The organism is Lactobacillus sp. B4005, assembly GCF_026536045.1.
Classification (GTDB): Bacteria; Bacillota; Bacilli; order Lactobacillales; family Lactobacillaceae; genus Lactobacillus; species Lactobacillus panisapium.
Map to the genome: position 1 here is coordinate 470,220 of NZ_JAFNOZ010000001.1, position 13,967 is coordinate 484,186.

14 protein-coding genes are annotated in these 13,967 nt (G+C 39.8%); 12 read left to right on the forward strand and 2 right to left on the reverse strand.

Annotated elements, in window-relative coordinates:
- Positions 1–54: 54 nt before the first annotated feature.
- Complete coding sequence (locus J3U73_RS02270) at positions 55–1,254, forward strand: CCA tRNA nucleotidyltransferase (RefSeq protein ID WP_220269620.1); 1,200 nt, start codon at positions 55–57, stop codon at positions 1,252–1,254.
- Here the strand turns inward: J3U73_RS02270 and trhA are convergent.
- Positions 1,251–1,916: a PAQR family membrane homeostasis protein TrhA gene (gene trhA / locus J3U73_RS02275; protein WP_267409452.1), complete on the reverse strand. Its 666-nt coding sequence runs from the start codon at positions 1,914–1,916 to the stop codon at positions 1,251–1,253. The genes J3U73_RS02270 and trhA overlap by 4 nt on opposite strands.
- Positions 1,917–2,026: 110 nt before the next feature.
- On the opposite strand from trhA, the gene J3U73_RS02280 reads away from it, so the two are divergent.
- The 11 genes from J3U73_RS02280 to J3U73_RS02330 all read left to right on the forward strand — a co-directional run bounded on the left by J3U73_RS02280 (position 2,027) and on the right by J3U73_RS02330 (position 13,019).
- Entirely contained in the window at positions 2,027–2,887 is an 861-nt protein-coding gene (locus J3U73_RS02280; RefSeq protein ID WP_267409453.1) for a DegV family protein, read from the forward strand.
- Between the two features lie 4 nt (positions 2,888–2,891).
- Positions 2,892–3,122, forward strand: coding sequence for a YozE family protein (locus J3U73_RS02285; RefSeq protein WP_103751595.1), 231 nt, complete (start codon positions 2,892–2,894; stop codon positions 3,120–3,122).
- 47 nt (positions 3,123–3,169) lie between these two features.
- Complete coding sequence (ylqF, locus tag J3U73_RS02290; RefSeq protein WP_220221121.1) at positions 3,170–4,009, forward strand: ribosome biogenesis GTPase YlqF; 840 nt, start codon at positions 3,170–3,172, stop codon at positions 4,007–4,009.
- Positions 4,006–4,761, forward strand: coding sequence for a ribonuclease HII (locus J3U73_RS02295; protein WP_220269623.1), 756 nt, complete (start codon positions 4,006–4,008; stop codon positions 4,759–4,761). The genes ylqF and J3U73_RS02295 overlap by 4 nt, the downstream gene beginning before the upstream one ends.
- A gap of 46 nt (positions 4,762–4,807) precedes the next feature.
- Positions 4,808–5,638, forward strand: a complete 831-nt coding sequence (gene dprA, locus J3U73_RS02300) for a DNA-processing protein DprA (RefSeq protein WP_220269624.1) — start codon at positions 4,808–4,810, stop codon at positions 5,636–5,638.
- Positions 5,639–5,720: 82 nt separating this feature from the next.
- A complete protein-coding gene (topA, locus tag J3U73_RS02305; RefSeq protein WP_267409454.1) occupies positions 5,721–7,826 on the forward strand; it encodes a type I DNA topoisomerase in 2,106 nt (701 codons plus the stop codon).
- Positions 7,827–7,916: 90 nt separating this feature from the next.
- Positions 7,917–9,233: a methylenetetrahydrofolate--tRNA-(uracil(54)-C(5))-methyltransferase (FADH(2)-oxidizing) TrmFO gene (gene trmFO, locus J3U73_RS02310; RefSeq protein ID WP_267409455.1), complete on the forward strand. Its 1,317-nt coding sequence runs from the start codon at positions 7,917–7,919 to the stop codon at positions 9,231–9,233.
- Between the two features lie 2 nt (positions 9,234–9,235).
- Complete coding sequence (gene xerA, locus J3U73_RS02315; protein ID WP_220269627.1) at positions 9,236–10,162, forward strand: site-specific tyrosine recombinase/integron integrase; 927 nt, start codon at positions 9,236–9,238, stop codon at positions 10,160–10,162.
- Positions 10,162–10,686 (forward strand): HslVU peptidase proteolytic subunit, encoded by a 525-nt coding sequence (gene hslV / locus J3U73_RS02320; RefSeq protein WP_103751602.1) that lies wholly within the window; start codon positions 10,162–10,164, stop codon positions 10,684–10,686. Before xerA ends, hslV begins: the two co-directional genes overlap by 1 nt.
- 18 nt (positions 10,687–10,704) lie before the next feature.
- The gene (gene hslU, locus J3U73_RS02325; RefSeq protein ID WP_220221126.1) at positions 10,705–12,114 is read left to right on the forward strand and encodes an ATP-dependent protease ATPase subunit HslU; all 1,410 of its coding nucleotides are present in this window, start codon (positions 10,705–10,707) and stop codon (positions 12,112–12,114) included.
- A 17-nt stretch (positions 12,115–12,131) separates the two neighbouring features.
- A complete protein-coding gene (locus tag J3U73_RS02330; RefSeq protein WP_103751604.1) occupies positions 12,132–13,019 on the forward strand; it encodes an aldose 1-epimerase family protein in 888 nt (295 codons plus the stop codon).
- A 312-nt stretch (positions 13,020–13,331) separates the two neighbouring features.
- Here the strand turns inward: J3U73_RS02330 and plsY are convergent, their stop codons facing one another.
- Entirely contained in the window at positions 13,332–13,967 is a 636-nt protein-coding gene (gene plsY / locus J3U73_RS02335; protein WP_103751605.1) for a glycerol-3-phosphate 1-O-acyltransferase PlsY, read from the reverse strand.

Genomic DNA, 13,967 nt, shown 5'->3' on the forward strand with positions numbered 1-13,967 from the left:
TAAACTTACCACATTTTCTAATGAAAAACACTATACAAATGAGTTGATTATCTGATGAAAAAAATAAATGATTTACCCCAAATTTTTGTTGCTGCGTTTCCCGTACTTGAAAAGCTTGAAGAAGCGGGTTTTGAAGCATACTTTGTTGGTGGTTCAATTCGTGATTTGCTATTAAAACGACATATTCATGATATTGATATTGCCAGCAGTGCATATCCTGAAGAAGTTAAACGATTATTTCCCAAAACAATCGACACAGGTATTAAGCATGGTACTGTAACTGTCTTGTACAATGGTAGTAGTTATGAAATAACAACGTTTCGAACCGAATCAGGTTACCAGGATTTTCGCCGCCCTGATCATGTTACCTTTGTTAGAAGTCTTAAAGAGGACTTAAAGCGACGTGATTTTACCATCAATGCGTTAGCAATGAATACTAAAGGTGAAATTGTTGATTTATTCAATGGTTTAGATGATTTGCATCATCATTTAATTAAAGCCGTTGGTGATCCCTTAGAACGTTTTCATGAGGACGCATTGCGCATGATGCGTGCAGTCCGCTTTATGAGTCAATTACAATTCGACTTGGAAGGGCAAACCGAAGAGGCTATTCGACAACTTCACTATTTGTTACCTAAAATTTCGATTGAACGAATCCGTGACGAGTTTGTCAAAATGGGGACGGGACCAAATTCAAGAAAAGCATTTGCAGTATTCTTAGATACTAAATTAAGCGAAGGAGCTCCCGATTTTGCCGGCAAGAAAGATTTACTAGCAATTTACCCAAGCTTGAAATTTGATCCTATTTTAGAATCAAGTCTTTGGGCCGTGATTATCATTTTACTGAAAATAGCTAATAATGAAATTGGCCAATTTATGCACGATTGGAAAAATTCCAATGCAATGACCAGCAAAGTAGAAAAAATTGTTGATTTGTTTGACCTGCTTTCAGAACGTGCCCCAACGGATTATGAACTTTTTGAAGCAGGCAAAGAAACTTTATTGAATACAATTGATGTTGCGCAAATTTTGGGGCAGCCAATTAATTCTGAGGCTCTAGTTGACCGCTATATGGCATTACCAATTAAGTCTTCTTCTGAACTAGTAATTGATGGTCGCTTTTTAATCGCTGCTGGTGTTAATCCTGGACCTAAACTAGGTGAACTACTTACTGACATTAAGAAAAAAGTGATTGCCGGTGAATTGGAAAATTCACGTGAGGCAATCACCGCATTTTTAGGTAATGATTTTTAAACATAAAATAAAACAGCAAAATACATCAAAGCTGAACCGAGAAGAACAAACAGATGCCAGACAACATGAATAAAGGGAACGTTTTTCATGGTATAAAGCAGTGCCCCAACGGTATAAGCAATTCCGCCGCCAACGAGGAGCCAAAAGCCGTTAGGACTCAAGCGGACATACAGGTATTTGCCAGCTAAAATAACCAGCCACCCCATACCAACATATAAAACCGTATCCAAAATGACATGCTTGCCCCGGTTAAAAATATAGTAGATGACTCCAAAGATTGCGATTAGCCAAATGAGGCTAAACAGCAGCCAGCCCCATTTGCCACCGATAGCTACTAATGCAAAGGGCGTATACGAGCCACCAATTAAAAGGTAGATAGAGGAATGGTCAAAAATTTGGAAAACATTTCGTGCTTTGGTAAAAATTAAGCTATGAAATAACGTCGAAAATAAATATAAAATCAATAAGCAGCTGCCATAAATGGCAAAGGTAAAAAGCCTTATGGTGCTATGCATTGATACTGCCTTTAAAATTAATAAAATTAGGCCAACAATTGCTAAGCAAAAACCGATTCCGTGGGTAACCGCACTAAGCGTGTTATCTAATACGTAATAGTTTTTGCTTTTTTTAATTGGCTCCTGCCAAAGTTCTTTTAATTTCATTATGAAAAAAGATATTCACTTTCTTTTTTTTGTTATAATAATTTATAATTGATACAATTCACATTCTATCATACAATGTGAACAGCAATTCAGAATTGAGGTCGAGTAGGTTGTCAGAAATAAAAATTTTGACCGATTCTTCTGCACAGTTAACGCCAGAAGAAATTGAAAAATATCATATAACAGTTGTACCATTATCCGTAACAGTTGGTGGAAAGACATATCTTGATGGCGTTGAAATCACCAGGCAAGAATTTGTTGAAAAAATGAGTCAGGCAGAAGATCTGCCTAAAACAAGTCAACCACCAATCGGCAGATTAGTAGATACAATTAAGGACTTAACGGCTGATGGGAGTGAAGTCGTTGGCATCTTTTTGGGTAAGGCACTTAGCGGAACGGTTGATGCTGCCAGACAAGCAGTCGAATTAAGTGGCAAGTTGGATCTAGTTCATGTTGTTGACTCTGAACTGACTGATCGGGCTGAAGGCTTGCAAGTTTTGGCTGCCGCACGCGATGTTGCAGCTGGGAAGCAAGTTCCAGAAATTTTAACTCACCTTGAAAATATCAAGAAAACTCAGCGTTTGCGAATGATGATTGTCAACCTGGAAAATGTAATCAAAGGTGGACGGTTAGGACCAATCTCAGGTAAGATTGCTAATTTGTTGAACGTTAGAATCGAATTGCAAATGCCGCATGGTGAATTAAAAGTAGCTAAAAAAGGGCGCGGTAAAAGATTTACAATGGCTTTTGATCAACGTGTCTTAGATGATATTGAAGCTAATAAAGAAAAAATTAAAGAAGTTGGTATTTCCTACGTATCACTCAATGGTGTACCACAGCGTTTGCTTGATTTTGCCCAAAAAATTAAGGACATTAATTCTAAAATTGACGTGTTGGTACGCGAAACTAGCCCAATAATTGCTACACACGCGGGCATGGATGCATACGCAATTTTATATTATACGGAGTAATTAATTGGCATATCGAGAAAGTTTTTACCGTTACTTAATGACGTTACGGGATGCAGATTCCACCGATCCTGTCGTGCAATTTGCAAATAATGCACAAAATGATCAAACTTTTCCTAAGCAAGAGCAAAATTATGAAAAGCTATCGGAGTATCTTGAGCTAAATGCGGGCTATTTACCGAGCATGAGCATTTTTGATCAAGCTTATCAGATGTATCACGATAAAATGATGTATTAACAAAGGCTCCTTCTTGGGGCCTTTTTAGTGTAAAGAAGGCAAAAACAATGGCTAAAATTCAATGGTATCCTGGTCACATGAACAAGGCTCGCAATCAACTTGAGGACAAAATGGGATTAATTGATGTTCTGGTTGAAGTACTTGATGCGAGAATTCCTGAGTCATCTAGAAATCCGATGATTGAAGACTTAGTTGGCGATAAACCGCACTTAATTATTTTAAATAAAGCTGACTTGGCCGACCCGGTAATGACTAAAATCTGGCAGAAAAAATTGAGTGGCAAAGGCAAGGTGGTAATGGCACTGGACTCTTTGCATAATACTAACATGCAGGTTTTAGTTCGGATGGTGAAAAAAGCAGCAAGCGCTAAAATTGCTAAATTGGAAGCAAAAGGTGCAGCCAATCCGGTTATTCGCATTGCTCTGGCAGGTATCCCTAACTGTGGTAAGTCGACCATTATTAATCGTTTGGTTGGCCGCAATGTAGCGGCTGTGGGTAATAAGCCTGGTGTAACCAAGGGCCAAACTTGGTTGAAGACGCAATCTAACATTCAGATTTTAGATACTCCCGGAATTTTATGGCCTAAATTCGAAGATCAGGACGTTGGCTATAAGCTTGCCGCTTTTGGCGCAATTAAAGATAGTATTTTTAGTGCTGATGATGTTGCGCTATTTTTACTTGCCAGGTTGCGTGAACATTATTTGGGCGATGTGGCGAAGTTTGCGCGGACAACTAAGGAACAAGTAGGCCGAATCAATGATACAGATTTGCTTTTGGCCCTTACCGAAGAATACGGGATGCGTGACGACTATGATCGCTTTTCTTTGTATCTTCTCCAACGCCTGCGTAAAGGCAAAGTAGGAAGGATTACATTAGATCGACCATGACAATCAATGAAATAAAAACTTTATTAGCCCAGGAAAAACTTCCCGCAGAAACAATCACCCAGTTGGCGCAAGATCCAAGAGCAGGCGTTCAAAAATTACTGGTTAGCTATCAAAAGCGTCAGGCTAAATTAGCAAGTAAAAAAGCAGCGTTTGAAAAGCGGTTTGATTATGAGCGCCAATTTTGGGCTAAAAAGCAAGTAGTGGCCGGTGTCGATGAAGTTGGTCGTGGGCCCTTGGCTGGTCCGGTGGTGACAGCTGCCGTCGTTATTGACCAGGATTTTGATCTGATCGATGTGAATGATTCGAAAAAACTGAGTGCTAAAAAAAGATGCGAACTTTATCCTAAAATTTTTGAAGAAGCAGTCAGTGTCGCTGTCGGCCTCAAAGACGCTGAGGTAATAGACAAAGTAAATATTTATGAAGCAGACCGATTGGCTATGGCACAGGCCGTCAATAATTTAGATTGTTCCGTTGATGCTTTGCTTGTTGATGCGATGGATGTGCCGGTAGCTCTTCCGCAAGTGAAGTTAATTAAAGGGGATGCAAAGTCTAATTCGATTGCTGCCGCTTCAATTGTTGCCAAGGTTTTTCGTGATAAGCTAATGGCAGATTATGCTAAAATCTATCCCGAATATCACTTTGAAGTCAATGCCGGCTATGGTACTAAAGAGCATTTGGCCGCTATCAGGCAGTATGGCCCATCACCAATTCACCGTAAAACATTTGCACCTGTCAGTGAGTTTTATCAATAAAAAATTTCCCTCCTTTTTTACGTATATGTAGATAGGGAGGTTTTTTATGAAAACAACAAATTTTCTTTTGCGTTTAAAATTACAAAAAGGAATTGGTTATGTTAAGATGTTAAAAATTGCTAGTCAACTAGATACAGCTGATGTCAATCTTAAAACGCTGATGAAAATGGACTTGCCTAGCAATTTAAAAAGAGCGAGCCTAGCTGCTTATAATGATGATCAGGCGGAAATTTACGTAAAACGAATCAAGAAGCAGTGTCAGGTTATTAGCTTTTTTGACGATGTGTATCCAGAACAATTGCGCCAAATTTACCGGCCGCCGTTAGTTTTGTTTGCTCAGGGAGATGTTAATCTCTTACAGCAAAAAATTGTGACAATAGTTGGTTCACGCATGGCAACGTCATATAGTCGTTCAGTTATGACCAAATTGGTTCCCCGTCTTGTTAAAAAAGGCTGGGTGATTGCTAGTGGCTTGGCTAAGGGCGTTGACGTGATGGCTCATCAAGCTGCACTAACTATTGAAGGTAAAACAATCGCGGTAGTTGGTAATGGCTTAAATCATTTTTATCCGCTCAGTAATTATCACGTTCAAGAACAAATTATCCGCCGTGGCCTAATTCTTAGCGAGTATTTGCCTGACACGCCGCCAAGACCCTTTCGTTTTCCGCAAAGAAATCGGATATTAGCTGGTATTGCTCAAAAAGTAATTGTTACCGAGGCGCAGGAAAAATCCGGTTCACTGATTACAGCGAACCTGGCATTACAAGAAAATCGCGATATTTATGCGGTTCCGGGGCCAATTGACAATGAGCTTTCTGCTGGGCCAAACAAGCTGATTGCCGCGGGGGCGATTCCGATAACTGATTATCAGTTATAACTTGAAAGATTTGACAATTTGCGGGTAAATATACTATTGTCAGACTAGTATTTTAAAAAAGAATTTAATGAGGAGGCTTTTGATGCCAACAAAATCAAAGCCAAAAAAACGTAAAAAAACATTAGTGATTGTTGAGTCGCCAGCTAAGGCGAAGACTATTGAAAAATATCTCGGACGTAATTATCGGGTCATTGCATCGAAAGGCCATATTCGTGATTTACCTAAGTCACAAATGGGAATTGATTTTGATCATGATTACAAACCGAAATATATTTCGATTCGGGGTAAAGGCGATACGATTAAAGAATTAAAATCTGAAGCTAAGAAAGCTAAAGATGTTTACCTGGCATCTGACCCCGATCGTGAAGGAGAAGCAATTGCGTGGCATGTGGCTCATGCCTTAAATCTGGATGATACGGCTAAGAACCGGGTTACTTTTAACGAAGTTACCAAGGATGCTGTTAAAAATAGTTTTAAAAATCCCCGTGCCATTGATATGGATACGGTAAATGCTCAGCAGGCCAGAAGAATCCTAGATCGGATTGTAGGTTATTCTTTATCGCCAATCCTTTGGGATAAGGTGAAAAAAGGACTTAGTGCAGGACGTGTTCAGTCTGTTGCTCTTAAGTTGGTAATTGACCGTGAAAAGGAAATTAAAAACTTTAAGCCCGAAGAATACTGGACAATTGATGCCGAGTTCAAAAAGAAAACTAAGGCATTTAAGGCACAATTCTGGGGCGTCGATGGCAAAAAGCAGAACTTGCCTAATAATGAAGCCGTACAGAAGGTCCTAGCAAAAATTGATAAAAAGCAGGCTTTTCAAGTTAATAATGTCGTCAAGCGTGAACGTCGGCGGCAACCTGCTGCACCGTTTACGACTTCAACTATGCAGCAAGAAGCTAATAAGCGCCTGAATTATCGGACGCGCAGAACTATGAGTATTGCTCAGCAGTTATATGAAGGTATTAGTCTGGGCAAACAGGGCACAGTCGGTCTAATCACTTATATGAGAACGGACTCTAAAAGGACATCCCCAATTGCTCAAGCTGAAGCATCTAAGTTCCTAAATGAAAAATTCGGCAAAGAATATGCTGCCAAAGGTGCAAGACACTTTAAAAATCAGGAAGATGCGCAGGATGCCCATGAAGCAATTCGGCCTACAAGTGTTTACCGGACACCCGAGTCTTTAAAGGATGTTTTAACTACCGAGCAATATCGTCTTTACAAGCTGATTTGGTCCCGCTTTTTAGCTAGTGAAATGACGCCTGCCGTTTACGATACCGTAAGAGCTGACATTGAACAAAATGGGGTAATTTTCCGGACAACTGGTTCGAAAATGAAGTTTGCTGGTTTCACCAAGGTTTATGATAATTTGCAGGAAAAAAATGTTGAATTACCTGAACTAGATGATGGTGATCAAGTTAAGTTAGCAAAATCCGATAACAAGCAGCATTTTACGTTGCCGCCTGCACGCTACACGGAAGCCAGTTTAGTTCATACACTAGAAGAAAATGGTGTCGGGCGTCCGTCAACCTACGCGCCAACGATTGATACGATTCAGCGTCGCTATTATGTCAAGCTTGAAGGTAAAGCAATAGTGCCTACTGAATTAGGTGAGATTGTCGATAACTTAATCGAAAAATTCTTCCCGGATATTGTTAACATTGATTTTACCGCCCAATTAGAAAGCGACCTCGATAGCATTGAGGCAGGGAAGAAAAATTGGGTCAAGGTAATTGACGAATATTATCACCCGTTTAAAAAGGAATTAGATAAAGCCGAGTCAGGCATTCAAAAAGTTCAGATTAAGGATGAACCTGCTGGTTTTAACTGCGATATCTGTGGTGCCCCGATGGTGATCAAGATGGGACGCTATGGTAAGTTCTACGCCTGCTCACGTTTTCCTGATTGCCGCAATACTAAGGCAATTGTGAAAAAGGTCGGTGTAATCTGTCCGAAATGTGGTAAAGGTGATGTAGTTGAGAAGAAGTCAAAGCGCAACCGCAAATTTTATGGCTGCTCACGCTACCCTGACTGTGATTTTGTTTCCTGGGACAAGCCGATTAACCGTGTCTGTCCTAATGACGGTCATTTCTTAGTGGAAAAGAAAAACAAAAAAGGTCTGGTTATTTTATGTCCAAATGGCGACTATAAAGAAGAGCCTAAGGAAGAACAGACCGCAAAATAACATTAAATTTAATTAAATATCATCAAATCACTTAGATTTGATGATATTCTTTTTATATAAGTAAATAAAAATTAGTAAAGGAATATAAATATGCCAAAAACTGTAACTGTTGTCGGTGGAGGCTTGGCGGGTAGTGAAGCCGCTTGGCAATTAGCCAAACAAGGGATTTCGGTTGATCTATATGAAATGAGACCAACTAAAATGACGCCAGCTCATAAAACCGGCGAATTAGCAGAGCTTGTTTGTACCAATTCAATGCGGTCTAATCAGCTGTCCAATGCTGTCGGATTACTGAAAGAAGAGATGCGTCAATTGGATTCGCTTGTTTTAAAAGCGGCTGATAAAACTCAGGTTCCAGCTGGCGGAGCTCTTGCTGTTGACCGGGATGAGTTTAGTGCTTACATCACTAAGACACTCCATGCACTGCCCAATATTACGTTTCATGATGAAGAAATTACTGAATTGCCCCAGGATGGCATTACCATTATTGCAACTGGTCCCTTAACCAGTGATAAGTTGGCTGCTAAAATTCAGAAATTTTCGGGAACTGAAAGTCTGCACTTTTTTGATGCAGCAGCGCCAATTGTTGCCGCCGATTCGATTGATTTAGATATTGTTTATAAAAAATCACGCTATGATCGCGGGGATGCGGCTTACCTTAACTGCCCGATGACGCAGGAAGAATACGAAAAATTCACTCAAGAATTGGTTAATGCGGAAACAGCACAAATGCATGATTTTGAAAAAGATGATGTTTTTGAGGGATGCATGCCAATTGAAGTAATGGCTTCGCGGGGAGAAAAGACGATGTTGTTTGGCCCTCTTAAACCCGTTGGTTTAGAAGATTCTCATACTGGCAAGACGCCATACGCGGTAGTTCAATTACGCCAAGATAACGCCGCCGCTTCAATGTACAACATTGTTGGCTTTCAAACGCACTTGAAATATGGTGAACAAAAACGAGTCTTTTCAATGATTCCTGGTTTAGCCAATGCGCGTTTCATCCGTTACGGGAAAATGCACCGTAATACTTATATGGCTTCGCCCGAAGTTTTGACTGCCAGTTATGAAGCGAAAAAACAACCGGGGTTATTTTTCGCAGGTCAAATGACGGGTGTTGAAGGTTACGTTGAAAGTGCTGGTAGCGGCTTAGTTGCCGGTATTAATGCTGCCAAGGAAGCTCTTGATGAGTCTACTGTAATTTTTCCTAAAATGACCGCTCTTGGCTCGATGGCAAATTATGTGACTACAACCAGCGTTAAACACTTTCAACCAATGAATGCCAGTTTTGCTTTGATCCCTGGTCTTGAAGGGAAAAAGATTCGGAACAAACGGGAACGGCATGAAAAAATTAGTGAGCGTAGTTTAGAAAAACTTCAAGAATTTAAGCAAAAAGAGTTGGATTAACAATGGCTGCTTTAGAAAATAGTGATGAACTAGATCTGTTTCTGTCTTATCTAAAAAACGAACGACATTATAGTCAGAAGACCATTAAGTCTTACCAAACGGATTTGCTCGAGGCAAAGTCTTTTTGGAAAAGTAATGGTGGATTTGCTGGCTGGAAAAAGATTGAACGCCGTGATGTTGAGATTTTTTTACAAAATCTGGCAGAACGTAAGTTAGCTCGTTCAACTCAATCCCGTAAAATGTCTAGTTTAAGATCTTTTTATCGCTTTTTAACTAAGCGTAAAATTGTTAAAATAGACCCGACGCAGGCAATTGTTCTGCGGGCAAAAGAGCACAAACTGCCGCAGTTTTTTTATGTACCCGAGATGAAACAGGTTTTTGCATCGCTCAATGGCAGTGAACCGTTAACTAGGCGGAACTTAGCCATGTTTGAGTTGTTTTATACAACCGGCATGCGTGTTAGCGAAGTTAGCAATTTAACGCTTGAGCAAGTTGATTTAGATTTAAAAATTATTCTCGTACACGGAAAGGGAAACAAAGATCGTTATGTTGCCTTTGATAAGCAAACTAAAGAGGCCTTGGCAAATTATCTGACTGATGCCCGGCCCGAGCTCATCAAAGATCACGATTGTCTTTTTGTTTTTGTCAATCATCAAGGTAAACAATTGACAACCCGGGGCATAGAATATGTTATGCAAAAAGTATTTAATGGTGCGGGGATTAACGGTAAAGTTCATCCCCATGAATTGCGACACAGCTTTGCGACAGCAATGCTGAATAATGGTGCAGATTTGCGTAGCGTACAGGAGTTATTGGGGCACATTAATTTATCAACTACCCAAATATATACGCATGTAACAATGAGTCATTTACAGGAAAACTATGAGCAATTTTTTACCCGTAATGATAAGAAAGATGAGGCAAAATAATGACAACGATTTGTTCAGTTAAATATAACGGAAAAACAGCAATTGCTGGTGACGGCCAAGTAACCTTAGGCGAAAAGGTCATTGCTAAGGCAACAGCTAAAAAAATAAGACGCATATACCATGATCGTGTCGTCATCGGCTTTGCTGGTGGTGTGGCCGATGCGGTTAGCTTGCAGGAAATGCTTGAAGGAAAGTTAGAAGCATTTGGTGGTGATTTACGGCGTGCGGCTGTTGAAATGGCCCAAGCTTGGCGTAAGGATGCTACCTTACAAAAATTAGATGCAATGCTGATTGCCTTTAACGAAAAGGATTTATTGCTTATTTCAGGTAATGGTGAAGTGCTTGAGCCTGATGAAAATGTTGTAGCAATCGGTTCGGGTGGTAATTTTGCCCAGGCTGCTGCTATCGCGATGACGCGCCATTCTTCGGGGATGTCTGCCAGTGAAATTGCTCATGAAGCAGTTGAGATTGCTTCCGGTATCGATATTTTTACTGATGATCAGATTCATACAGATGAACTTTAAAAGTAGGTGAAATTAGTTATGGAAACAAAAACGCCAAAACAAATCGTTAGTTTATTAGACGAATATATTATCGGTCAAGACGAGGCCAAGAAGGCGGTGGCTGTTGCTCTGTACAACCGTTATCGAAGAATGCAGCTGCCTAAAAAGATGCAGGAAGACATCACTCCGAAAAACTTGCTTATGGCAGGTCCAACCGGGGTAGGTAAAACTGAAATAGCTAGAAGACTTGCTCTGATTGTCAATGCTCCGTTTGTTAAGGTGGAAGCAACCAAATTTACGGAAGTCGGTTATGTTGGACGGGACGTTGAATCGATGGTACGCGACCTAGTAACTGAAGCAGTTCGAATGGAAGAAAAAGAGCAGTTTGATCGTGTACGTGTGCAGGCGGCTAAAGAAGCCAATAAGACATTGGTTCGGTTGTTAGTTCCTGGCATTAAGCACGAAAAACGGCAAAATCAAATGCAAGAATTCCAGGACATGATGTCAATGCTGATGACCAATGGTCAAAATAATGATCAAGCAGCCGATACTGATCAAGATGAAGTAACTGACGAAATTAGGAATGAACGTTTGTCAGTTGCTGAACAGCTAAATAAGGGATTGTTAGAAGATCGGGACGTCACGATTGAAGTAGAACAAGCTCCTAAAGTTAATCCAATGAATGATATGATGAGTCAAATGGGAATGGACATGAGTTCCGTACTTAATGGCTTAGTCCCTAAAAAGCGGGTTAAACGGACGCTACCGGTCAAAGATGCCCGTGAAGTCTTGATTCAAGAAGAATCTAGAAAAATGGTTGACTACGATACAATTTACCAAAAAGCAATTGAACGGACAGCCAACAACGGAATTATTTTTATTGATGAAATTGATAAAATTACTGCTGGCAACAAAAAGACTTCGGGTGAGGTATCTCGTGAAGGTGTACAGCGTGATATTTTGCCAATCGTTGAAGGATCGACTGTCCAGACAAAGTACGGTCCGGTTTCAACTGACCATATTTTGTTCATTGCTGCAGGGGCTTTTTCTGAGTCAAAGCCAAGCGATTTGATTCCAGAACTGCAAGGACGTTTCCCAATTCGGGTTGAACTTAATGCTCTTTCAAAAGATGATTTTGTAAAAATCCTGAAGGATCCAGCTGATTCACTACTTGAGCAATATGTTGCTTTGATGAAAGCAGATGGCATCAAGCTAATCTTTACTAAAGAAGCAGTTGACCGTATTGCACAAATTGCTTATGACGTTAACCAGGGAACAGATAATATTGGGGCTAGAAGACTGTCAACTATTCTCGAAAAGCTGCTTGAAGATGTCCTTTATGAAGGACCTGATATGACCATGGGTGAAATAACTGTAACCCAAGCATATGTTGATGAAAAACTTAGTGATATAATAACTAATAAGGATTTAACTAAGTTTATTCTGTAAAAAGGCGATGTATTATCATGGATTACACTATCAAAAACAGTATTTTACAAGTCGTCATATCAAGTACTGGCGCTGAAATTCAAAGCGTGAAGAGCCAACACAGCGGATATGAGTATATATGGCAAGCTGACCCTAATGTTTGGCAGCGCCATGCACCGGTTTTATTTCCCATCGTTGGCAAATTGCAAGATGATGAGTATACGTATCAAGGTAAAACCTATCATATGACCCAGCATGGTTTTGCCCGGGATATGGAGTTTACTGTTGAACATCAGACCGCTGAAAGTATCACTTTTTTGTTAACTGATACGCCAGAGACATTAGCGATTTACCCGTTCAAGTTTGAACTACGGGTAAATTACAATTTGCTTAATAACTTGTTGGAAGAAAATTTCAGTGTGACCAACCGGTCTGATGGCGAAATGATTTTTGGTATTGGTGGTCATCCAGGGTTTAATATTCCAACAGATGAAAAGGTAGCAAAAGAAGATTTTTACTTTAGTACCAAACCTTCGCGGGCTCGGGTTCAAATTCCGCTAAAGGGAGCATATTTGGACTGGGATAACCGCTCACTAGCATCAACTAACAGCTTGATAACTTTAAGTGATCATTTATTTAAAAATGATGCTTTAATTTTTCAATTGCGTGGTCATGATAATCGCGTTTCGCTAAAAACAGATACTAGTAATTTCCATGTAAATGTTTGGTTGCGTGATGCTCCATTTGTTGGTATTTGGTCGCAATATCCTAAAACGGCTGATTATGTTTGTATTGAGCCGTGGTGGGGGATTGCCGATCGGGCAGATACGAACCAAAAGTTAGAAGAAAAGTATGGCATGAATCATTTAGATGCTAATGCAACCTTTACCGCTGGTTTTAGTATGGCTTTTCATGATCAAGACTAGCTAGCAAGTTTAGACTAAAGTTTAATAATTAACTAAAGGCGTCAAGTTAAAACTCGACGCCTTTTAATTGCCACTAAGAATAGATTGTTAGCCAAAAATTATTTGATTTTAGTTTTGAAGAACATTTTTAAAGCGACTAAGAGTAAAGCTTGCGGTGGCCTTATTACGCCGCAGTCAAAAGTTGGTAGTAAGTAAGGTCCAGCTCTTTACATAAATAATCCAATTTGTTTATTTTTCACTTGCGAACTATTGTTCCCAAAAGTTATAATATAAAAGCCAGTAACTTAATTACTGGCTGTATTTATTTTAGCTTTATAACTTGTGGTGGCTTTTTTTATACCAGTACCACAACCCGAAAGGGATGATATTTTCTTGGTGGTGAATGAGCCGCTTGATGTTACTGCGGTGACGAACAAATAAAATGATCATGATGCAGCCAACAATTACCTCAAGGAAAATGTCATGAAAGAAAAAGGTAGCAATAAAAATTAATACGACTGCGATTAGACTGGATAAACTAACATACGATGTAATGAATACCAGTGGCAAGAAAATCACTGCACAAACGGCAAAGAATTTTAGGTTATAGCCCAAAAACAGGCCTGCACTTGTTGCAACTGCTTTTCCACCCTTAAATTTAAGAAAAATTGAACAAGTATGTCCCAAAATAGCTAATCCACCAGAAATTAGCAATAAATATTTTGGCCCTGGAAGGTGAAACAGTCGTGGCAAGCTTGTTGCAAGTGTTCCTTTGAGAACATCAACTATCAAAACGAAACTTCCAGCAACCGGTCCAAAGACGCGAAAGGAATTTGTTGTACCGATATTACCAGAGCCATAATCACGGATATCTTCTGCGAAAAATATTTTACCGACGATTACACCTGTTGGGAAGGATCCGAGCAAGTATGCTAGAATAAATACCAGTATTAATTTAAGATTTATCAT

What these genes read in the sequence shown, in the direction of transcription:
- ylqF (WP_220221121.1), top strand. Translation starts at nt 3,170, where the DNA reads ATGGCTAAAATTCAATGGTATCCTGGTCACATGAACAAGGCTCGCAAT.
- plsY (WP_103751605.1), bottom strand. Translation starts at nt 13,967, where the DNA reads ATGATAAATCTTAAATTAATACTGGTATTTATTCTAGCATACTTGCTC.
- J3U73_RS02270 (WP_220269620.1), top strand. Translation starts at nt 55, where the DNA reads ATGAAAAAAATAAATGATTTACCCCAAATTTTTGTTGCTGCGTTTCCC.
- trhA (WP_267409452.1), bottom strand. Translation starts at nt 1,916, where the DNA reads ATGAAATTAAAAGAACTTTGGCAGGAGCCAATTAAAAAAAGCAAAAAC.
- topA (WP_267409454.1), top strand. Translation starts at nt 5,721, where the DNA reads ATGCCAACAAAATCAAAGCCAAAAAAACGTAAAAAAACATTAGTGATT.
- hslU (WP_220221126.1), top strand. Translation starts at nt 10,705, where the DNA reads ATGGAAACAAAAACGCCAAAACAAATCGTTAGTTTATTAGACGAATAT.
- xerA (WP_220269627.1), top strand. Translation starts at nt 9,236, where the DNA reads ATGGCTGCTTTAGAAAATAGTGATGAACTAGATCTGTTTCTGTCTTAT.
- hslV (WP_103751602.1), top strand. Translation starts at nt 10,162, where the DNA reads ATGACAACGATTTGTTCAGTTAAATATAACGGAAAAACAGCAATTGCT.
- J3U73_RS02330 (WP_103751604.1), top strand. Translation starts at nt 12,132, where the DNA reads ATGGATTACACTATCAAAAACAGTATTTTACAAGTCGTCATATCAAGT.
- dprA (WP_220269624.1), top strand. Translation starts at nt 4,808, where the DNA reads ATGAAAACAACAAATTTTCTTTTGCGTTTAAAATTACAAAAAGGAATT.
- J3U73_RS02295 (WP_220269623.1), top strand. Translation starts at nt 4,006, where the DNA reads ATGACAATCAATGAAATAAAAACTTTATTAGCCCAGGAAAAACTTCCC.
- trmFO (WP_267409455.1), top strand. Translation starts at nt 7,917, where the DNA reads ATGCCAAAAACTGTAACTGTTGTCGGTGGAGGCTTGGCGGGTAGTGAA.